Annotated in this window: 19 protein-coding genes; 3 read left to right on the top strand and 16 right to left on the bottom strand. The window is 56.3% G+C overall.

Translation table 11 applies throughout. The features are described from left to right. Position 1 precedes the first annotated feature (1 nt). The 3 genes from DW088_RS01195 to DW088_RS15740 all read left to right on the top strand — a co-directional run bounded on the left by DW088_RS01195 (position 2) and on the right by DW088_RS15740 (position 2137). Positions 2-1546: a recombinase family protein gene (locus DW088_RS01195; protein WP_118358853.1), complete on the top strand. Its 1545-nt coding sequence runs from the start codon at positions 2-4 to the stop codon at positions 1544-1546. Positions 1547-1614: 68 nt separating this feature from the next. Next, positions 1615-1935: a hypothetical protein gene (locus DW088_RS01190; RefSeq protein WP_117491686.1), complete on the top strand. Its 321-nt coding sequence runs from the start codon at positions 1615-1617 to the stop codon at positions 1933-1935. Between the two features lie 61 nt (positions 1936-1996). Continuing rightward, positions 1997-2137, top strand: a complete 141-nt coding sequence (locus tag DW088_RS15740) for a hypothetical protein (protein WP_158574570.1) — start codon at positions 1997-1999, stop codon at positions 2135-2137. A gap of 116 nt (positions 2138-2253) precedes the next feature. Here DW088_RS15740 and proS read toward each other — a convergent pair whose 3' ends face one another. The 16 genes from proS to thyX all read right to left on the bottom strand — a co-directional run bounded on the left by proS (position 2254) and on the right by thyX (position 20453). Beyond that, positions 2254-3693: a proline--tRNA ligase gene (gene proS, locus DW088_RS01185; RefSeq protein ID WP_110436840.1), complete on the bottom strand. Its 1440-nt coding sequence runs from the start codon at positions 3691-3693 to the stop codon at positions 2254-2256. Next, the gene (locus DW088_RS01180) at positions 3693-5459 is read right to left on the bottom strand and encodes an S-layer homology domain-containing protein (protein WP_158574569.1); all 1767 of its coding nucleotides are present in this window, start codon (positions 5457-5459) and stop codon (positions 3693-3695) included. Before DW088_RS01180 ends, proS begins: the two co-directional genes overlap by 1 nt. 94 nt (positions 5460-5553) lie before the next feature. Beyond that, on the bottom strand, positions 5554-7308 hold the full coding sequence (gene thrS, locus DW088_RS01175) for a threonine--tRNA ligase (RefSeq protein ID WP_118358849.1): 1755 nt from the start codon (positions 7306-7308) through the stop codon (positions 5554-5556). Between the two features lie 445 nt (positions 7309-7753). Beyond that, positions 7754-9010, bottom strand: a complete 1257-nt coding sequence (locus tag DW088_RS01170) for a methionine gamma-lyase family protein (RefSeq protein WP_118358847.1) — start codon at positions 9008-9010, stop codon at positions 7754-7756. A 107-nt stretch (positions 9011-9117) separates the two neighbouring features. Continuing rightward, positions 9118-9912, bottom strand: coding sequence for a hypothetical protein (locus DW088_RS01165; protein WP_118358845.1), 795 nt, complete (start codon positions 9910-9912; stop codon positions 9118-9120). Next, entirely contained in the window at positions 9909-11057 is a 1149-nt protein-coding gene (gene wecB, locus DW088_RS01160) for a non-hydrolyzing UDP-N-acetylglucosamine 2-epimerase (protein ID WP_118358843.1), read from the bottom strand. Before wecB ends, DW088_RS01165 begins: the two co-directional genes overlap by 4 nt. Continuing rightward, entirely contained in the window at positions 11050-12138 is a 1089-nt protein-coding gene (locus DW088_RS01155; protein ID WP_117491700.1) for an MraY family glycosyltransferase, read from the bottom strand. Before DW088_RS01155 ends, wecB begins: the two co-directional genes overlap by 8 nt. Before the next feature lie 18 nt (positions 12139-12156). Continuing rightward, positions 12157-13167 (bottom strand): tryptophan--tRNA ligase, encoded by a 1011-nt coding sequence (trpS, locus tag DW088_RS01150; RefSeq protein WP_118358841.1) that lies wholly within the window; start codon positions 13165-13167, stop codon positions 12157-12159. A 267-nt stretch (positions 13168-13434) separates the two neighbouring features. Next, on the bottom strand, positions 13435-14667 hold the full coding sequence (locus DW088_RS01145; RefSeq protein ID WP_243029719.1) for a peptidase U32 family protein: 1233 nt from the start codon (positions 14665-14667) through the stop codon (positions 13435-13437). After that, entirely contained in the window at positions 14660-15913 is a 1254-nt protein-coding gene (mltG, locus tag DW088_RS01140; RefSeq protein WP_118358837.1) for an endolytic transglycosylase MltG, read from the bottom strand. The genes DW088_RS01145 and mltG overlap by 8 nt, the downstream gene beginning before the upstream one ends. 24 nt (positions 15914-15937) lie before the next feature. Then, positions 15938-16828: a CPBP family intramembrane glutamic endopeptidase gene (locus DW088_RS01135; RefSeq protein ID WP_118358835.1), complete on the bottom strand. Its 891-nt coding sequence runs from the start codon at positions 16826-16828 to the stop codon at positions 15938-15940. Further along, a complete protein-coding gene (locus DW088_RS01130) occupies positions 16815-17387 on the bottom strand; it encodes a 5-formyltetrahydrofolate cyclo-ligase (RefSeq protein ID WP_118358833.1) in 573 nt (190 codons plus the stop codon). The genes DW088_RS01135 and DW088_RS01130 overlap by 14 nt, the downstream gene beginning before the upstream one ends. Then, positions 17374-17925, bottom strand: a complete 552-nt coding sequence (locus DW088_RS01125; protein WP_118358831.1) for a DJ-1 family glyoxalase III — start codon at positions 17923-17925, stop codon at positions 17374-17376. The genes DW088_RS01130 and DW088_RS01125 overlap by 14 nt, the downstream gene beginning before the upstream one ends. A gap of 14 nt (positions 17926-17939) precedes the next feature. Next, a complete protein-coding gene (locus DW088_RS01120) occupies positions 17940-18740 on the bottom strand; it encodes a GNAT family N-acetyltransferase (protein ID WP_118358829.1) in 801 nt (266 codons plus the stop codon). A gap of 6 nt (positions 18741-18746) precedes the next feature. After that, positions 18747-19613, bottom strand: a complete 867-nt coding sequence (locus tag DW088_RS01115; protein ID WP_158574568.1) for a DUF2156 domain-containing protein — start codon at positions 19611-19613, stop codon at positions 18747-18749. 69 nt (positions 19614-19682) lie between these two features. Further along, positions 19683-20453: an FAD-dependent thymidylate synthase gene (gene thyX, locus DW088_RS01110; protein ID WP_118358825.1), complete on the bottom strand. Its 771-nt coding sequence runs from the start codon at positions 20451-20453 to the stop codon at positions 19683-19685.

The raw sequence follows: 20453 nt of genomic DNA, 5'->3' as shown, positions 1-20453 counted from the left end.
CATGCCCACCGAATACGCCCTCTATCTCCGCAAATCCCGCGCGGACCTCGAAGCCGAGGCACACGGCGAGGGCGATACCCTCGCCCGGCACGAGCATATCCTGATGGAGCTTGCCAAGTCCCGCGCCCTGCCCATCGGCGCGATATACCGTGAGATCGTCTCCGGCGAGCGTATCGCAAACCGTCCCGTCATGCAGCAGCTTCTCTCCGAGGTGGAGGATGGCCGCTGGAAGGGCGTCCTCGTCACGGAAACCTCTCGTCTTGCGCGTGGTGATACGATAGATCAGGGTATCGTCGCCCAAGCGTTTAAGTTTTCGGGCACACTCATCGTAACACCCGCCAAAACCTACGACCCCACGCAGGAAGCAGATGAGGAATGGATGGAGTTCGGCCTGTTCATGTCGCGGCAGGAGTACCGCATGATCCGCCGCCGTCAGCTGGCCGGAACGAGAGCCTCCAAGAAAGAAGGCCACTACGTTCCCGGACGTCCGCCTTACGGCTATGAACGCTACAAACTGGACGGCCGCGGCTGGTCCCTTCGACCGGTTGAGCCGCAGGCCGGTGTGATCCGCACCATCTACGATATGTATCTTTCCGGCAAAGGCTTTTCCGAAATCGCGAACGAACTGAACGCTATGAAGATCCGCACACCGCTCGATAAAAAATGGGTGCCCGCGACTACCCGTGCCATCCTGCAGAACCCGCACTATGCCGGTTTTATCCCCAGTGCCATGAAGGTCAACACAAAAATTGTGCAAAAAGGCAAATTGATAACCAAGCGACCGGTCAATAAAAACTGTGAGCTGTACGAAGGAATACACGAAGCGATCATCCCGCGGGACGTCTGGAACAGCGTCCAACAGCGCATGAAAGACACCGTTACGCCGCGTGTACCGCGCAAATACCAGCAGATGAATCCGCTGGCCGGACTGGTCTACTGCGACCAATGTGGTAAACTGATGTCTCGCCATCCATACCGCCGTGAAGATAAAGTCCGGTTTGGCTGTGAAAATCCGTCCTGCTCTACCGTCTCCAGTCTGTTTGAAGATGTGGAAAGCCTTGTCCTGCAGTCTCTCCGCGAATTTCTTCACAAGATCGAACTCAGCTCTCCTGCCCTTCTGGACACGAAAAGCGAAGAAATCGCACTGCAGAATATCGAGAAGCAGCTTACCGATATAAACCACCGTCTGCAGCGTACCTATGAACTGCTCGAAGATGGTGTTTACAGTAAAGAAACGTTCCTGCAGCGTCAATCCGCAATCAGCCAGGATCAGACCGCACTGCTAAACACAAAGCACGAGATCGAGCGCAAACTCCATAATAAACAAACAGACATTGAAGCGCAGAAGAACTCCGCGCCACTCATCCGTCATGTGCTGGACGTATACCCCACACTGGAAGATCCAAAAGAACAAAATCTTCTCTTAAAGCAGGTAATCCGCCGTATAGACTACCATAAAACCGTCCGTGTCTACGGCAAAGCCAAAAGCGACCTCCATCTGACAATCCACCCCAAAATTGCTATACCTCAAACCTCTAACATTTAAGTTATTGCTGCTGCGCGCTGCATGAAGTACCCCGTTCAATCTGCTCGTGCTTCGGCGGTGACGATCTCGTGCTCAGCAACGATGGCTATCAGCTGTTCGTAACCCTCGGTCAGTTCTCGATCATCCGACTTGAGCGCGACATCCAGCTGCTCATGCCCGCTTACGACGTATGTCTGCCGCGGCGCGACTGCTCGAACAGCGGTGTCGGCGGTGAGCAGGACCCGTGCGAGATCTTCTCGAGCTTCGACTTCCCCATCGACGCCTTTTTCCCGCCGCAGAGCGACAAGGCAGGCTGTCTGTTCACCGGCAGTGCCGGCGTAAATGACAATCGCTGCGGCTGTGGCTGCGGCAATAACAATTCCTGCAGCGGCAATAATTCCTGCAGATAATCTATCTACCCGTTTACACGCAGCCGGCTGTAAATTCGCCGTTCTGTATGACGGCAAGCCGATGGTTTTCGACTGTCCGTTGAAAATGAAGCCGTCGGCAAATTCGATCTATGACCTGAAGGATGCCACTGCTTCATTCTTCATTCTCGTTCAGAATACAGACGGCGGCTTCCTGATCGACAGCTTTGCAACTGGTATCTGATCACTGCCGCACAAACCGTTCTATCTGCTGAAAAAGTTTCTCTATTGACGCAAAAAGTCCCTCATCGACTGATGAGGGACTTTTTGCTTGTGCAGTTTTTGGTTCTGAGACTTCGCTTAGTACGCGATGCCCCAGACAACCATCTTGTTTGCAGGCTTGCCGCAGACCGGACAGGTATCTGCGATGTGCTCCTGCTCGAACGGCATGCAGCGGCTCGGCATACCGGTCTCTTCCTTGACCTTCTCCTCGCAGGCGAGGTCGCCGCACCACATGGACTTGATAAAGCCGGTGTGCTCAGCAAGGATGGACTTCATCTCGTCAAGAGACTTTGCGGTATAGGTATGCGCCTCGCGGTTTGCGAGCGCCTTCTCATACAGCGACTTCTGGATATCCTCCAGCAGTGCCGGAATGGTCTTTTCGAGATCCTCGAACTTAACAACGGTCTTTTCGCGGGTGTCACGGCGAACCAGTACGCACTGACCCTCAGCGATATCGCGCGGACCAACCTCCAGACGAAGCGGAATGCCCTTCATCTCGTACTCGGCAAACTTCCAACCCGGGGTATTGTCGCTCAGGTCGATCTTGGCACGGATGCCCGCTGCCTTGACCTGCTCGTACAGCTCGGTTGCCTTCTCCTTAACGCCTTCCTTGTGAGCCGCAACCGGAATAACAACCAGCTGGGTCGGAGCGATACGCGGCGGCAGAACCAGACCCTCGTTATCACCGTGCGTCATGATGATTGCGCCGATGATACGGGTGGAAACGCCCCAAGAGGTCTGATACATATACTGCAGGGTGTTGTTCTTATCGGTATACTGCATGCCGAATGCGCGTGCAAAGCCGTCACCGAAGTAGTGCGAGGTACCGGACTGCAGAGCCTTACAGTCGTGCATCATAGCCTCGATGGTGTAGGTGTTCTCTGCACCGGCAAAGCGCTCCTTCTCGGTCTTTTCGCCCTTAACGACCGGAATGGCCAGCCATTCCTCGAAGAACTTCGCGTAGATGTTCAGCATGCGCAGAGTCTCTTCCATAGCCTCCTCGGCGGTAGCATGAACGGTATGACCCTCCTGCCACCAGAACTCACGGCTGCGCAGGAACGGACGGGTGGTCTTTTCCCAACGGACAACCGAGCACCACTGGTTGTACAGCTTCGGCAGGTCGCGCCAGGATCGAACGATCTTTGCGTAATGCTCGCAGAACAGCGTCTCCGAAGTCGGACGAACGCACAGACGCTCCTCCAGCTTGTCGTTGCCGCCGTGCGTTACCCATGCACACTCCGGCGCGAAGCCTTCAACGTGGTCGGCTTCCTTCTGCAGCAGGCTTTCCGGAATGAAGATCGGCATTGCTACATTCTCGTGACCGGTCTCCTTGAACATGCCGTCCAACGTGTGCTGGATGTTCTCCCACAGCGCCTGTGCGTACGGACGCATGATGATACAGCCCTTTACGGACGAATAATCGGCCATTTCAGCCTTTTTAACAATATCTGTGTACCACTGCGCGAAGTCCACGTCCATGGACGTGATCTCGCTGACCAGTTTTTTCTTTTCTGCCATTATTCTTCACCTTTCTGGTTCGCAATAATCTTATCTATTTTCTCTTGTTCGTTTTCCAGCGCATCGTTGCCCCAGATGTAGAATACATCATCGGTTGCAGACCGGACGGTAATGTTTCCGTCTTTCAACAGGCAGGTATAGTGTCCGCTTCTATGGCCCTCTGTCGGAATAGCGATTGTGAAGCGAACAGCACCGCTTTTGACCGTCTTTACCTCGTCGATCAGAATGTCATCGAGTGTTGCAAGCGTGGTCTGCGTTCCATCCGGCGCGATACGCACGAGCATATCACCGGCCATGTATCCGATACCATCCGAATAGTATTCCGTCCGCTCAGATTTATCGCAGGAAACAGCATAATAAGCCCCATCAGCATCCTGCTTTACGCTGATGACCGGAGAGTTTGTCACCTGTACCAGACGGTCATTCTCCTCGCGGTACAGCCCGGCTGTGCCCCAGAGCAACGCACCGTCACTGCCAATTATCCGCGGCGCACAATGCTTGCGCACCTCAGCATCATCCGACTGATACGCATTCGAGATGGTATAGCGGTCTGTCTTTTGACCGTCCCAGTTATACGCCGTCAGCACGGTTTCGTCCGCCGTACATTTCTGCGTAATAATCATGCCGTCCTCGGTCAGTTGGCAGATGCCTGCCGCCACGCCCAACGGCTCCACCCCTGTTTCAGTGAGCTTATAACCGGTCGTCTCGTCCGTGCAGATGATGCAGCCGCGTGCGCTCTGATAAACGGTATGTGCTGCCTGCTGCTGTGCTTCGGTCAGGGTCAGTTCGGTTTTGACCGTATCGCCGTGCACTGAGCACAGCGAATACGTTTCCGTTTTCCGGTCGCACACCAGCAGATAATCGGTTTCTCCGGCACGGCCGAGATATTCCACGGAGCTTTCTTTCGGCAGCGAGAGCACTTGCGCCAGTTTCATCGTCTTGTTGTCCATGCGGTACAGGATCAAGTCCGACTGCCTCATATCACTCTGCGCATAACGGTCTGTACCGCTGACAGGCTGCACGCCATCAATCGGACACTGCGCCACTGTCACATCTGCAATCTGGCAGACGAACGGCGAAGCGATCAGGTTCCACTTGTCATCATACTGATAATCATTGCCGTAATCACGCGGCAGAACGTCCCATGCCGCATTTTTGAACTGCTTCGCTGTGAAAACGCCGTTGTCGATTAGCTTTTTCGCCACACTGCGGTCGCTTTCGTCGCCATTTTTCGCGTAGTTCGTACCGAGCAGCCGAGCCGAGAGCGAAACCGCATCTCCGCGGATAAAGCCCTCCTCGTCCGTCTGCCGTACCTCATCGTTATCGACAAAAGCCGTACCCTGATAGCTGTCCGCATCCAAATGTGCCCGGGTCAGAAAAATGCAATACTGGTCGCAGGTGACATTGCGCTGCGAGCCGTACTTTGTCGCGGAAACGCCCTTGGTCAAACCGTTCTGATACAGCCAGCCAACGTACTTGTCCGCCCACTGCGGCACATCGGTAAACGGATGCTTCCAGTTCCCTGCCAGCGCGGTCTTTTCTGCGCCAAGCAGGCGGGTCAGCATCACCGAGGCCTCTGCGCGGGTCATGGATTTCTCCAGCGCAAAGCCCTTGTCGGTGCCTTTAAACAGCCCGAGATCGTAAAGCATCTGCGCCTGCGCTTCGGTATCGCCGGGATAGTTGTTGTTGATCGTACCAACCTGTGCTGCACCGGCAGCACAAGTCATCAGACCTGCCATCAGACACGCGAAAACAAATTTTTTCATGTTGCACCCTCCCTGCATACATGACAAAACTCTATGTCCCTTTATTCTATTGTGACGGAGAACGGAATACAGCTTCCGCTCTCCGTTTGGCTGCTTACTTCAGCTTATTCTCAACCTCATATGCGAGCTTCTCGATAAACTCACCGGTCTCCATAGCGGTGGTCTCGCCGGTCTTGCGGGTACGAACCGAGATAACACCCTTTTCCTCGTCCTTGTCGCCAATGACGATCATATACGGAACCTTGTGAACCTGTGCTTCGCGGATCTTATAGCCAATCTTCTCGTTACGCTCGTCCATGGTTACGCGGAAGCCCTTATCAGTCAGCTGCTTAACAACTTCCTGTGCGCACGGAATATTGCGGTCGGTCATCGGCATAACGCGAACCTGCTCCGGTGCCAGCCAGGTCGGGAATGCGCCTGCAAAATGCTCGGTGATAACGCCGATGAAGCGCTCAATAGAGCCGAGGACAACGCGGTGGATCATAACCGGACGGTGCTTCTCGCCGTCTGCGCCGGTGTACTCAAGCTCGAAACGCTCGGGCAGCTGCATATCCAGCTGGATGGTGCCGCACTGCCAGGTACGGCCGATGGAGTCTGCCAGATGGAAGTCCAGCTTCGGGCCGTAGAACGCGCCGTCGCCCTCGTTGACAACGTAGTCCTTGCCAATCTCGGTGATTGCTTCTGCGAGGGTCTTCTCAGCGAACTGCCAGTCCTTGAGGTCACCCATGTGATCCTCCGGCATGGTAGACAGCTCGATCTGATAGGTCAGACCGAAGGTGGAGTAAACCTCATCGAACAGACGGACAACGTTCTTGATCTCGTCCTTCATCTGGTCCCAGGTCATGAAGATGTGCGCGTCATCCTGCGTGAAGCAGCGCACACGGAACAGACCGTGCAGTGCGCCGGACAACTCATGACGGTGTACCAGACCCAGCTCGCCGACACGCAGCGGCAGCTCCTTGTAGGAGTGCGGCTGAGCCTTGTAGACCAGCATGCCGCCCGGGCAGTTCATCGGCTTGATTGCGTAATCCTCGTCATCGATGACGGTGGTGTACATGTTCTGCTTGTAGTGATCCCAGTGACCGGAGCGCTCCCACAGCTTGCGGTTGAGGATCATCGGGGTGGAGACCTCAACGTAGCCGTAGCGCTTGTGTACCTCGCGCCAGTAGTCGATCAGGGTGTTCTTGAGGGTCATGCCGTTCGGCAGGAAGAACGGGAAGCCCGGGCCTTCCTCGGTCAGCATGAACAGGCCGAGCTCCTTGCCTAGCTTGCGGTGGTCGCGCTTCTTCGCTTCCTCCAGCATGTTGAGGTACTGGTCGAGTTCGTCCTTCTTCGGGAATGCGGTGCCGTAAATACGCTGCAGCATCTTCTTGGAGGAATCGCCGCGCCAGTATGCGCCGGTAACGTTCATCAGCTTGATGCCGTTGCCCTTTACGCGGCCGGTGGAGTCCAGATGCGGGCCTGCGCACAGGTCGGTGAACTCGCCCTGCTTGTAGAAGGAAATGGTAGCGTCCTCCGGCAGATCGTTAATCAGCTCTACCTTGTACGGCTCCTCGCGCTCTTCCATGAACTTGATGGCTTCCGCGCGCGGCAGCTCGAAGCGCTCAAGCTTCTCCTTCTCCTTGCAGATCTTACGCATCTCTGCCTCGAGAGCATCGAGGTGCTCCTGCGTGAAGGAGAACGGCGCATCAAAATCGTAGTAGAAGCCGTTGTCGATGGACGGACCGATGGCCAGCTTGACCTCCGGATACAGGCGCTTTACTGCCTGCGCGAGAATGTGCGATACCGTGTGACGGTAGGTGTCGCGGTATTCCTTGTTCTCAAACGTGTACTTGTTATCTTCGGACACTTTTATTCAGACCTTTCTTGTGAATTAGCAGTTAGTAATTACTAATTAGTGTAACACATTACATTTTGCTGCACAGCAACAAAAAAGCGCTCACCCCTGGTAAATTCAGGGGTGAGCGCTTGCCCACGGTTCCACCCTGCTTGCAGTCCCTTGAAGGACTGCCGCTCGGAGTTCTTAACGCGAACGACACGGCACAGCATACTGCGGTTTTCCGCTGTGCGGCTCGGGAATCGGTACTGTTTTCTCCGCATTGCGTGTGCTTGCAGCCGTGGCGCACGCTCTCTGCCAAATGCTTTTCGGAAAACAGGATTTCCGTCATTGCCTATAACTTAATAAATACAGATTTATTATAACGCTCATATCCGCACTTTGTCAACCGATTCCGCACGAAAAATGAAGAATTGAAAAATGCAGGATACCATCATCCTCTATTTTTCATTCACCATTACTGTGCCTTTGCCTTGGTAATTTTATCTGCAGCAAGCAAAATGCCCAGCTTGCCGGACTCATACGTCAGACCGCCCTGCATATAGCAGACATACGGCTCGCGCATCGGCGCATCGGCGGAAAGCTCAATGGACGCGCCCTGCACGAACGCGCCTGCAGCCATGATAACCTGATCGTCGTAACCCGGCATTGCCCACGGCTCCGGCGTTACATAGGAATCGACAGGCGCACCGGCCTGAATGCCCTCGCAGAAACGGCGCAGCGGGTCAGGCGCACCGAACGCGATGGTCTGGATGATGTCGTAACGCGGCTCCTCTGCCTTCGGGCTTACCTCATAGCCGAGCTTTTCCATGACCTTTGCGCAGAACATCGCGGTCTTGACGGCCTGCATGGTGACATGCGGCGCCATGAACAGGCCCTGATACAGCAGGCGGTTCTGACCCATCGTACAGCCGCATTCGCCGCCGATGCCGGGTGCGGTCAGCTTGTAGGAGGCGTTCTCGACCAGATCCGCACGGCCTGCAATATAGCCGCCGGTCGGGGCCAGACCGCCGCCCGGGTTCTTGATGAGCGAGCCTGCGATGATGTCCGCACCGACCTGCGTCGGCTCGATCTCCTCGGTGAATTCGCCGTAGCAGTTATCGACCATGATGGCCGCAGTCGTATTGACCTCACGCACGGTCTTGCAGATTTCGCCGATTTCCTCGACGGAAAGCGTCTTGCGAACGCCGTAGCCGCGGCTGCGCTGGATGAATACCAGCTTGATGTTTTCGTCCTTTGCCGCCTCGTGGATGGCAGGGAGGTCAGGTTCGCCGTTCTTGAGGTCAACCTGCTTGTAGCCGATGCCGTAGCTTTTCATACTGCCGCAGTAATCGCCGGTGATCGTGTTCTGCAGCGTGTCATACGCCGGTCCGGTGACGGACAGCACGGTGTCGCCGGTCTTGACGGCGGAAAACATCGCGCAGGACAGCGCGTGTGTGCCGTTTACAAAGCCGATGCGCACGAGTGCGGCCTCGGTGCCGAAAATATCGGCGTAGATCTTGTCGAGCGTGTCACGGCCGTAGTCATCGTAGCCGTAACCGGTCGTACCGGCAAACAGGTTGTCGGATACACGGTTCTTCGCAAATGCCGCCAGCACCTTCTCGGTGTTGCGGTCACAGATCTCCTCGAGGCGCTCGAAATACGGACGGATCTCGCGTTCAGCCTCACGGCCGAGCGCACGAATCTCCGGTGAAATCTTAATATATTCAGACATTTATGTGTAATCTCCTTCTATCAGAGTGAAGAGTGGAGAGTTAAGAGTGAAGATAACGAAACGGTTTCGCTGTCTCTCCACTCTGCAATCTCCACTCTCCACTTTTTCTATATAACGCTTTCGCCGTCCGGCAGCGTAAATAATTCACTGTCCGGCGTTTCCGTGCTGATTTCGCTGACGGTGACTTTGCGCGTCAGCGTATCGCCGTCATAAAACGACGCCTGCGCCAGCAGACCGCTGACCGTTGAAATGCCATATACACAGCGGTAGCCGCCCTGCTCAAATGTAACGGCAATACACGGTTCACCGTTAATGTCCTGCCGACCGGCAGCAGTCAGCTGTACTTCATCAGCCAGCACATCCTCGTACGTCGGCAGCATAGCAGCTACATCATCGGTAAAATCGCCGGCTTTGCCCTGATAAGCAATGCTGTCCCCTGCATTCCACGCATACACCTTGCCGTCCGGAACGCGAATCAGCGTAGACTGTACCTGATTGTCACTGCCGAGTGTATCCGTGCGCACGACACTATCCCGCGCATAGCGATGGCAGTACAGAGCCGCCGAGCCGCCATCATAGTAGATCGTGTTCTCGATCCTGCTGCTGTATGCCGCCGGACGTGCGAGCGTTGCGATGACGGTCTTGGCGTTATTGACATCAATGGTAATATCATCCACGCTCTGCCCGGTGAGCAGCGCACTGCCTGCACCAACCGTTGGCGAATCGCCCTCGCTGCCGGGCAGGATAATGCCGGTGCTGCTGCCGTGCATCCAGCCGGAGGACAGCACAAAGCTGAGCACCACCAACAGCACGAGCACGGTAGCGCCCGCAGCCGCAATCTTCGGCGTAGTGTCCGGCAGATAGTGTTTCGGTGTGTGCTTCTCTTTTTTTACGGGTTTCACGGGTTAAACGGAGCCGGACCGTCCTCGCGCAGACCAAAATACTGCTCGATCGCCTGCACGATACGCTGCGAGGTCTTTCCGTCGCCGTACGGATTGACAGCGTGCGCCATTTTTTCGTAAGCGTCCTTATCGTCGAACAGCTCACGCGCGAGCTTAACGATATTGGCCTGCTCCACGCCTGCCAACTTGACCGTACCTGCCTCGATGGCCTCCGGACGTTCGGTCTCGCGGCGCAGCACCAGAACCGGCTTGCCGAGGCTGGGCGCCTCCTCCTGCAGTCCGCCGGAGTCAGTCATGATGAGATAGCAGCGTGCCATCAGGTTATGCATCTCGTCCACGGCCAGCGGATGGATGAGGTGAATGCGGTTATTGCCGCCGAGGAATTTCTCCGCAGTCTCGCGGACATACGGGCTGAGGTGCACCGGATAAACGAAGTGTACATCCGGATATGCTTCGCTCAGCTCGGCAATGGCGCGGCAGATGTTCTCCATCGGCTCGCCGTAGTTCTCGCGGCGGTGCGCGGTAACGAGGACAACGCGGTTGTTCTCGAAGTCCAGCGTTTTGAGCTGCTCATCGCGGAACTCGAAATCCGGCTTTACGGTCATGTGGATTGCGTCAACAACCGTGTTGCCCATGACAAACACGCCGTCTGTGATACCTTCCTTTGCAAGATTGTCGCGGTTGCGCGGAGTCGGCGCAAAGTGCAGCGTTGCAATCTGACCGGTCAGCTTGCGGTTCATTTCCTCCGGGAACGGGCTGTACTTATCGTAGGTACGCAGACCGGCCTCTACATGGCCGACCGGCACCTTGTGGTAGAATGCCGCAAGCGCACCGGCAAAGGTGGTCGAGGTATCACCGTGGACGAGCACGATGTCCGGCTGTGCCTTTTCGAGCACCTCATCCAGACCGTGCAGGCTCTTCTCGGTGATGGTCGCCAGCGTCTGACGCGGCTGCATGATGTTCAGGTCATAATCCGGCTTAATATCGAAAATATCAAGCACCTGATCGAGCATCTCACGGTGCTGCGCGGTAACACACACAATGGATTCGGTGTTTTCATTCTGCTCGAGCGCGTGCACCAGCGGCGCCATCTTAATGGCCTCCGGGCGGGTGCCGAAAACCGTCATTACCTTGATTTTATTCATCGTCTTTATCCTCCTTGTTTTCGGATGCGTGTTTGCTCCAGTGCTCCGCACCGTAAATGATGCATGCACCTACCAGAATTGCAGCCAGAACCGCCAGCAGCAGCACGATTGCCTTAACCTCGCCGGACGAGGTAAGCACCACGGCGGTAAGACCGAGCGTTGCGCTGATAGCGTACAGAATAGCAACCGCCTGCTTCTGGTTGAAGCCCATGTCGATCAGCTTGTGATGCACATGGCCGCGGTCCGGGCTCATCGGACTTCTGCCTGCCGCCACACGGCGGATGATGGCATTGGCTGTATCAAAAATCGGCAGGCCGAGAATCAGGAACGGCACCGCAAACGAGATGACTGCGTAGAATTTGAACAGACCCATGATGGACACGGTCGCCAGCATGTAGCCGAGGAAGGTCGAACCGGTGTCGCCCATGAAGATCTTAGCCGGGTTAAGGTTGTACGGCATAAAGCCGATGCACGCGCCGGCGAGCGCCGCCATCGTGATGGCAATCGGCATGTTGCCGGTCAGCAGTGCAACGGCAAGCATGGTAATCGCCGCGATAGACGAAACACCGACCGCAAGTCCGTCCAGACCGTCAATCAGGTTTACCGCATTCGTGATGCCGACAATCCAGATAATCGTGACCGGCACTGCCAGAATGCCGAGATGGACAAACGGCGTATCCGACAGCGGATTCAAATTGGTGAACAGACCAATCTGCAGGTCGCCGATGCAGACCGGAATAGCTGCCGCTACAATCTGCACCACGAATTTCAGCTTGGCGCCGAGCGCCAGCACATCATCGAAAATACCGAGTGCGACAATGATGGCCGCTCCGAGCAGGACGCACAGCATGGTCTCATCGAGCTGCCCGAAAATCAGAATCGAACACAGGAAGCCGCCGTAAATGGCCAGACCGCCCAGCCGCGGGATCGGCTTTTTGTGCATGCGGCGTGCATCCTTCGGCACGTCGATCGCGCCGACCTTGTGTGCAAAGTTCTTGACCGGCGGTGTGAAGAAATAGCTCAGCACGGCAGCTACGGCAAACGCTGCAATGATCGTGCCGATAACAATATATTCAGACATGGTTTACTCCCTTTTGGCTCAGCGTGCGACAAAGCCTACCTTTCGATAAACCTTATCCAGCGTTTTGCGCGCCAGATAAGAGGCCTTCTGTGCGCCCTCCTTGTAGACCTGCTCCAGATAATCCTTGTTGTTCAGCAGATCGGTGGTCTTTTCACGAATCGGACGCAGCAGCTCAACAACAGCCTCGCCGACTGCGGGCTTGAACTCACCGTAGCCCTTGCCGTCAAACTCGGCTGCCGCCTGTTCGATGGTCTTGCCGGTCGCCAGAGCGTAAATCTGCAGCAGGTTGGAAACACCCGGCTTGTTCTGCGGGTCAAAGATGATGTGGGAATCCGAGTCGGTAACCGCACGCTTGAACTTACGCATAATGTCCTCCGGCTTGTCCATCAGCAGGATATAGCCGTTCGGGTTCGGGTCAGACTTGCTCATTTTGCTGTTCGGGTCAACCAGGCTGATAATCTTGGCACCCTCGCCAACCTTCGGATAGTAGCCCTCCGGAATGGTAAAGGTGTTCGGATGCAGATTGTTGAAGCGGTTTGCAATGTCGCGGCAGATCTCGATGTGCTGGCTCTGATCCACGCCAACCGGAACGAGATCGGTCTGGTACAGCAGAATGTCTGCCGCCATCAGAACCGGATAGGTAAACAGACCGACATTGATGTTGTCCGCATGCTTGGCGGATTTGTCCTTGAACTGGGTCATGCGGGAAGCCTCGCCGAACATGGTGAAGCAGTTGAGCACCCACGCCAGCTCCGCATGCGCGGGCACATGGCTCTGGATGAACAGAATGCTCTTTTCCGGGTCCAGACCGCAGGCAATGTACTGCGCGATCAGTTCAAGTGTTGCACGGCGGAGCGCCGCAGGCTCCTGCCGGACCGTAATGGCGTGCTGATCGACCACGCAGTAAATGCAGTTGTACTGCTCCTGCAGGATCGGGAAATTGCGGATAGCACCCAAATAGTTACCCAGCGTCAGCTTGCCGGACGGCTGCACGCCGGAGAAAATCGTTTTCTTCTGGTTATCGCTCATGTATATACTTCCCTTGCTTAGAATTTTTCGGTTCAATTCACCCCGAAAGGTTTCCATACTTAATTGTAATGATACCACAATTTATCATACGTTGCAACCATTCATAAAAAGGAGATAAGAGGCAGGAGAAACCATGCCGTAGAGGCGAACCGTGTTCGCCTGTTCAAGCGATTTGCAAGTGGGCAACGCAAAAGGGCGCACAATGTGCGCCCCTACGGTAAGCCGACACGCAGGAAAATTCCTGCCTCCTAACTCCTCATTGATTGTTTACTCCGGTCTTTCTTTGACCTTCCGCAAAATAGCCCACTCGCTGACCTTGAACGGGAACGCAAAGTGTACGCGCATCTGCGGCACGTTGAACAGCTCACGCTTCGTGCCCTCGTCATCGGTGACGTTCTCCGCGCGGAACACATACGGCGCCTGACCCGGCTGGATCAGCTCCAGCTCTTCCCCATCGAAAAAGCGGTTCTTGAGTGCGAACACGGCTTTGCCGCTGTCGTCACACTCGACCGGCATGCCGACAACCTCATACTCGCGGATATACTGGCTGTCGCCGTAATGCTGTCCGTTTTCCTGATTGCCGAAGTAGAAGCCGGTGTAATACTCGCGGTGGCTGACCTTATTGACCTCATCACGGCAGAACTGCGGCAGAACAAAGTTTTCCGGGTCCTTTTTATAGGTGTCGATCGCGGCACGGTATGCACCGGTGACACAGGCTGCATAGTACGCAGTTTTGTTGCGGCCCTCAATCTTGAACGAGGTAATACCGGCCTTGATCAGCTCCGGAACGTGCTCGATCATGCACATATCCTTGGAGTTATACAGGTAGGTGCCGCGTCCGTCCTCCTCGACCGGGAAGAACTGCCCCGGACGCTTCTCCTCCATCAGAGAGTAATTCCAGCGGCACGGCTGTGCACATGCGCCGTGGTTGGCATCGCGGCCGGTCATGTACTGCGAGATCAGGCAGCGGCCGGAGTACGAAATACACATGGCACCATGAACGAAGGCCTCAATCTCGAGTTCCTTCGGGGTTTTTGCACGGATTTCGGCGATCTCCTCAAGGGAAAGCTCGCGCGCGAGCACGATACGCTCGGCGCCTTCATCCGCCCAGTAATTTGCCGCCTCGTGGTTAAGGATGCTGGTCTGGGTCGAGATGTGCACCGGAACCTTGGGCGCGTATCTGCGCGCCATGCGCAGCACGCCTACGTCCGCGATGATGAGTGCGTCCGCGCCTGCGTCCTGCAGCAGCTCCAGATAGGCCGGAAGTGCCGGAAGATCGCGGTTGGACGGCATGATATTGACTGTAATGTAGCACTTAACGCCGTGCGCGTGCGCGTAGGCAATGCCCTCGCGCAGCGCGTTATCGTCAAAGTTGGTTGCAGCGGCACGCATGCCGAAGCGCGTTCCGGCCATATAGACCGCATCCGCGCCGTAGGCAATGCCAAACCGCATTTTGTCCAGATCGCCTGCGGGCGACAGTAATTCAGGTGTGTTATTCACCGTTTGCCTCCGTTGTCGTCGTATCTGCCGAAGCGTTTGCAGCCTGCGCCTGTGCCTGATTAGAAGCCTCGATGTTGCGCTCGTGCTCCTCATAGCTGCTTGCAAACAGGTGCGAGCCGTCCGGCATAGCAACGTAATAGTAGTAATTGTTGTCCTCCGGATGGCTTGCTGCGTACAGCGAAGCATGACCCGGGTTGCAGATCGGTCCGGGCGGCAGACCCTCGTGGTTGTAAAGGTTGTACTCGGAATCCGACTTGAGATCCTCGTCACTCAGCTTGCCGCCGGTGCGTCCCAGACCATACAGAACGGACGCGTCCACCTGCAGATACGGGAACTCGGAGGAATTGTTCAGACGGTTGTAGATAACGCCCGCAATGCGTGCGCGCTCATCGTCACGCTGTGCCTCACGCTCGATGAGAGAGGCGATCGTGACAATATCGTGCATCGAGCGGCCGAGATTCTCCGCGCCGGACTTGATGTCCGCATCGTACTTGTTGCCGAAGTTGTTGAGCATCTTGTTGATGGTATCGACTACCGCAGCGTTGCCCTTGTATACCTCATAGGTATCCGGGAACAGATAGCCTTCCAGCCAGCCTTCCGCGGCCGGTTTTTCATCCTCAAGGAAATCGTGCTTGAAGGAATATTCATTCAGCACCTCATCCAGTGCATCCTCGGTGCAGATATGGTTGTCCAGCAGCACCTGACGGATCTGCGAGATGGAATAACCCTCCGGGATGGTAATCTGCACGGTCTCTGTGCTTGCAGTGTTGGTCAGCGCGTCTACGATCTGACCGTAGTCCATCGACGGGTTCAGCTGATACGCACCTGCCAGAACCGAGGTATCAGTCTGGTGCTTGAGCTTCAGATACAGCTTGAACACCGAATGATAATTGATAACGCCCTGGTCGTCCAGTTCCTTGGCGAGCGAGGATACCGAGGTGTTCTCCGAAACCGTGATCTCCTTGACCGCATCTGCCTTGACAAAGGCAAAAATGTCGTTTGCCATGAACAGCGCTGCAATCGACAGCACCAGCGAAACGCCGACTACTGCGATCATGTACACCATCGAGCCTGCACAGCCTGCGTTCATCCGGCGGCGGCTGCGACGGCGTCTGGGCTGCTTCTGCGGCGGCTGCGGCTCCCGATCGTCATCGAAATGCTCCGGCGTGAACTGCTCAGGCACCGGCGGTTCCGAACCCGGCAGCGGTACGCGCCGCGTTTCATCGTTGTTAAAATGATTATCCATAATTCACCTCTCTGCGGGTCAGCCTCAGCCGATCCAGTAATTCAGAATGATTTTACCGGCAAATGCCAGCGCGAACACAATAAATCCGGGCTCTTTCACCAGCAGCCACAGGTCATACCAGCCGGCGCTGACCTCAAAGCGCGGAATGGAACCGCGCGCCAGCATTTTCCCCAGCGTGTCCAGCGTTAAGAACGCAAACAGCAGGAAAAAGAGCACAGTCAGCGGCAGCAGGATGTTCCAAATGCCAAACGGTGCATAGGTATCTGCTATCCACTGCATCAACACGGTGACAAAAGCCGCCGCAGCATGGGAAAGCACCGCCGCCCATACGGTATCAAACACATAGGTCAGATAGGTAAACGCCAGACCGGCGCAGAATCCTGCCGCCAGATCAAGCGGGCTGCCATGCAGCAGTGCGAACACGATGCCGCCGAACAGCAGGCACGCTGAGGTACCGACTTCTTCACCGTATACGCTGAACAGCGCACCGCGTAAATAGATCTCCTCGACCAGAGCTGCTATCACAACGCCGATCAGCAGCCGCCATGGAAACGACATACCGCCGAGCGGCATCGGCAGGGATGCAATCGTCAGCCGGAGACCGGTATGCGCCAGCAGACGGTATTCCAGCATGTTCAGGCTGAGGGCGGCAAATGCGGTCGCCGCGCCCATAAACAGGATGAGCAGCCAGCCGCCCTTACGCGGCATCTTGAATGCAAGCCGCTGCTTAAAGCGCTCCCGATCCATGCCGGGCAGTGCCATTGCAAGCGCCAGACCGAAGCACACGATCTCACCGAGCGCCATCAGTGACGGAGGCAGATTGAAGTGTGTGATCAGCTTTTCCATACCTGTCAGCAGGCAGAAGCACACAAACAGGCTGAGACCCGGCAGCAGTGTGCGTTTATCTTGATTCATCGGTGCGCAGCACCTCTCTTTCGGTGATAATGTAATGACAGCGGCGATCGAACACCTCGCGCGGCAGAGTTGCGCTCATGCGCTGCGATGCACACAGCGCCGCACAGACCGCGTTTGTCCGGCTGAGAAACCGATCATAATAGCCGCCGCCGTAGCCGAGACGGTACCCTTTTCTGTCGCACGAGAGCGCAGGCGCAAGAATCAGGTCGATGTTCTCCGGTGCAATCTCGGGCGCCGTGTCGGACGGCTCCAGGATACCGTAGTGACCGGTCTGCAGCTCAGAGAGCGCGGTGATTTTCCGCGCGGTCATGCTGCCGCCCTTGCCGCACAGCGGCACGCAGACCGTCCTGCCGGACGCAAGCGCGTTTTCGAGTACCATGCGGGTGTCAATCTCCTCAGTAGTCGAAACATAGCAGAAAATGCATTCTGCCTGCTGATAGAACTCGCTTTGCAGGATGTTCTGTGCGATGGCGCGATCAATCGCCTGCTTTTCCACGGCGGACAGACTTGCCCGTTCGGCAAGATAGCGCCCCCGCAGCGTTTTCTTATCCGTACACATGATGTACGACCGACTCTGCGATCTCGTCCGTCTTGGCCTTGCCGCACAGCGCGGTAATCAGCTCACACGCGAAATCCAGTGCACCGCCTACGCCGCAGCCGGTGATGATCTTCCCGTCGGTAACGGCATTTGCCTTGACCGGAGTCGCGCCCGTCATGCCGTCCTCCATGCCCGGATAGCAAGTGGCTTTCTTGCCCTCGAGCAGACCCATGCCGCCCAGAATGATGGACGGAGCCGCGCAGATGGCCGCAACGTACTTGCCTGCATCTGCCATCGTGCGAACCGCATCGGTAACGCGCTTGTCCGCGTACAGATTGGTCGTGCCCGGCATACCGCCCGGCAGAACGAGCATATCGACCTTTGCAAGGTCAACCTCGTCCATGGACAGGTCGGTTACGACATTGATGCCGCGTGCACCGCACACGGTTGCACCGGTCACACCGACCAGCCTGGTCTCCACGCCTGCGCGGCGCAGAAGATCGACCGGAGTCAACGCCTCGACTTCCTCGAAGCCCTCTGCCAGTAATACATATACCATGTTTGTCACACCTTTCAGTTGAGCATTAAATTCATATATCCAGCGGTTTCATCCGCTTTCTCATGCCATTTGCATACGCCGAGTGCGGTTTCCGCGCCGATCTCCGTCACGGCGAGCATATCGCGCCGCAGCACGTCCAGCAGACCCTGCAGCTGCGCGTCATCTGCGCCGAGCAGCTCCTGCGCATTGTCCTCCCAGCAGAACGCATAGCCGGTGAGCGTTCCGTCCTTGAACCAGCCGTATACGCCCGCGCCGAGCATGTCGAACAGCGCAAGCTGCGCGTTCCAGTACACTGTGTCCCGCTCGATGCGGCATTTCGGCACCAGTTTGTCATACAGCGCCGCCAGTGCAGGCACATCCGCCGAGGTTAGCCGCCGAGGTGCTTCGCGCTCCCCTGCCGTGCGGGTAATCTCCCGGCGGGAAATATGGAAGAACGGCTCGTAGCCGAACGGTTTGTAAAAATCAAACAGCCACTTTTCTGCCGGAATGAGCACGGACGCAATGCGCCCCGCTTCCCTGTCCAGCTCGAACGAGCGCTCGAGCAGCCGCGCCATATACCCCTTGCGGCGGTGCGCCGGGTCGGTACACGCGCCGTAGATATACGTCACCTCGCGGGATACGCCGCCCGCCGTCATGCGGTACGGGAGCATCTGCACCATCGCCACGAGCGTTTCGCCCTCAAGATACAGCAGCGTATATTTCTCTTTATAAAAGTGCGCGAAGAAGTAGTCGTTGAAGCCGCCCTCATCCGGAAAACAGGTTTCCCAAAGGGCGCGAACGGCAGGAAAATCGCCCTTTTCTGCAAATCGCATCATTTCTGATTACTCCTTAGGCACAGCCATATACTTGATGCCGCGCATTACCGGATAATAGGACTTTTTCGCCTTGCGCAGACCCTCGAGTCCCAGATCCTCCTCGCGGTTGACGTATTCCACATCATTGCAGTTGCGCTGTACGAACTGCTGGTTGATCATCTGGTACGCGCCCTGAATCGTGTGGTCGGCCTTTTCAATCTGTACCACGAACATATCCGGCGTAGCCTTGCAGCCGAATGTGAACGCGATAACCTCGCCGTCCAAGCGGAGCAGTCCGCCGCGCAAATTCAAGTAGTCAAAGTTGTGGAGCGCCTGCACGATTGCGCAGGTCTCGCCTTCAAAGTCGCGCTCGCGTGCACAGCCGTTCAGGTTGCACCAGTGCACATGGAAGGCGAAGGCATCCTTGCTGTTTTCCCTGGTCATATCCTCGTAGCTCCAGCGGCCCTCATAGGCGGTCTTGAAGCGGTTGACGAGGTTGCGCTTGCTCTGCAGCTTTTTGCCGGACAGCGTGCGCAGCTTTTCCGCGAGGTAGATATAGTCGTCGCCGTCCTCGCTGTCATGCGAGAACATGAACTTGCCCGGACGAACGGCTTCGATACGCTCGATCATCGGCTCAGCGACCGAGACGATGACGAACGGAAGACCGCGTTCAGCGGCATCCTGCTCGAGCGCATCCAGCGCAGCGCCGAGGTCGCCCTGACCGACAGGCGCAAGATAGCAGTCGTGTCCGCCGTCCAGCGGGGACATTTTCACCAGCATAAAGCCGTCTTTGAAGCAGATCTGCGTATTGTAGTGGCTGCGCCACATGAAAAGATCGACAAAGCAGCGCTCGCACAGATGATAGTTGTAATGCGAGCCGCAGTGCTCGACCATTGGTTTATCTTCTAAAGTAATTTCTCTAAACGGTAACATATAATACCTTTCTCAAGATTGATTTGGGGGTTACTTGCCCTCGCGCAGCGCCTGATAGTGCGCGCGCACTTCTGCGGCCTTGCCGCAGGACATTTTGCCCTCTGTGCAGACACCGTCCACGCAGGCCGGTCCGCAGTGACCGAACAGCGTCGGCGCAACAGCGTATACCTGCCTGTACATCTTCTCGGCAAGCGCACGGATCTCCCACTGGGCGCGATTGCAGCAGCGCAGGCGGAAAAAGTTCTTGAGGCTGCGGGCGTTCGCCGTCATGACAATGCGAGTCGCGCAGGCGTTCGGCAGAACGTAGCGTGCGTCCTCAATGGCGTGCTTTTCAGCCTTGCTGCGAGCGGTCTTCTCCGGAACGCCTTGCTCGAGCAGCTCCTTGAGGTAGCCTTCCATCAGCACGGCCGTCAGTTCCTCGTAGGTACGCTGATCATCCTCCATCGCCTGAATGAATTTTGCCCGGGCAGCCGGAATTTTATCAATCTCCGGCGGAACAACATACTCAAAGCCCTTCTCACGCACATAGCGCTGGCTCTGCACCGAGAACGATGCAATGCGGTGGCGCGTGATCTGTGCCAGCAGAGAACGCGATACACCCTCGATTGCAAAGGTGAACGACACATGCTCGATCGGGCTTTCGTGGCCGATCTCGGAAAGCATGTTGACAAAGCTCTCGGTCTTTTCCTCGGTCAGACCATCCAGCACGCTGTCCACGTCCGTGGAGGAATAGCAGTTCTTTGCTGCAGCCGCGACCAGCTTTTCCGGGTCCGGCGTGTAAGCAAGCAGTTTTACTTTCAT

Source organism: Butyricicoccus sp. AM05-1 (assembly GCF_003474415.1).
Taxonomy (GTDB): Bacteria; Bacillota; Clostridia; order Oscillospirales; family Butyricicoccaceae; genus Agathobaculum; species Agathobaculum butyriciproducens.
The sequence above is the reverse complement of the archived record's forward strand: the minus strand, read 5'-3'. Positions and strand labels throughout refer to the sequence as shown.

Bases quoted from the DNA above. Each gene is read 5' to 3' on its own strand.
- DW088_RS01195 (WP_118358853.1), top strand. From the start codon at position 2: ATGCCCACCGAATACGCCCTCTATCTCCGCAAATCCCGCGCGGACCTC.
- DW088_RS15740 (WP_158574570.1), top strand. From the start codon at position 1,997: ATGGTTTTCGACTGTCCGTTGAAAATGAAGCCGTCGGCAAATTCGATC.
- proS (WP_110436840.1), bottom strand. From the start codon at position 3,693: ATGGCAGAAAAGAAAAAACTGGTCAGCGAGATCACGTCCATGGACGTG.
- DW088_RS01180 (WP_158574569.1), bottom strand. From the start codon at position 5,459: ATGAAAAAATTTGTTTTCGCGTGTCTGATGGCAGGTCTGATGACTTGT.
- DW088_RS01170 (WP_118358847.1), bottom strand. From the start codon at position 9,010: ATGTCTGAATATATTAAGATTTCACCGGAGATTCGTGCGCTCGGCCGT.
- wecB (WP_118358843.1), bottom strand. From the start codon at position 11,057: ATGAATAAAATCAAGGTAATGACGGTTTTCGGCACCCGCCCGGAGGCC.
- DW088_RS01155 (WP_117491700.1), bottom strand. From the start codon at position 12,138: ATGTCTGAATATATTGTTATCGGCACGATCATTGCAGCGTTTGCCGTA.
- trpS (WP_118358841.1), bottom strand. From the start codon at position 13,167: ATGAGCGATAACCAGAAGAAAACGATTTTCTCCGGCGTGCAGCCGTCC.
- mltG (WP_118358837.1), bottom strand. From the start codon at position 15,913: ATGGATAATCATTTTAACAACGATGAAACGCGGCGCGTACCGCTGCCG.
- DW088_RS01135 (WP_118358835.1), bottom strand. From the start codon at position 16,828: ATGAATCAAGATAAACGCACACTGCTGCCGGGTCTCAGCCTGTTTGTG.
- DW088_RS01130 (WP_118358833.1), bottom strand. From the start codon at position 17,387: ATGTGTACGGATAAGAAAACGCTGCGGGGGCGCTATCTTGCCGAACGG.
- DW088_RS01125 (WP_118358831.1), bottom strand. From the start codon at position 17,925: ATGGTATATGTATTACTGGCAGAGGGCTTCGAGGAAGTCGAGGCGTTG.
- DW088_RS01120 (WP_118358829.1), bottom strand. From the start codon at position 18,740: ATGATGCGATTTGCAGAAAAGGGCGATTTTCCTGCCGTTCGCGCCCTT.
- DW088_RS01115 (WP_158574568.1), bottom strand. From the start codon at position 19,613: ATGGTCGAGCACTGCGGCTCGCATTACAACTATCATCTGTGCGAGCGC.
- thyX (WP_118358825.1), bottom strand. From the start codon at position 20,453: ATGAAAGTAAAACTGCTTGCTTACACGCCGGACCCGGAAAAGCTGGTC.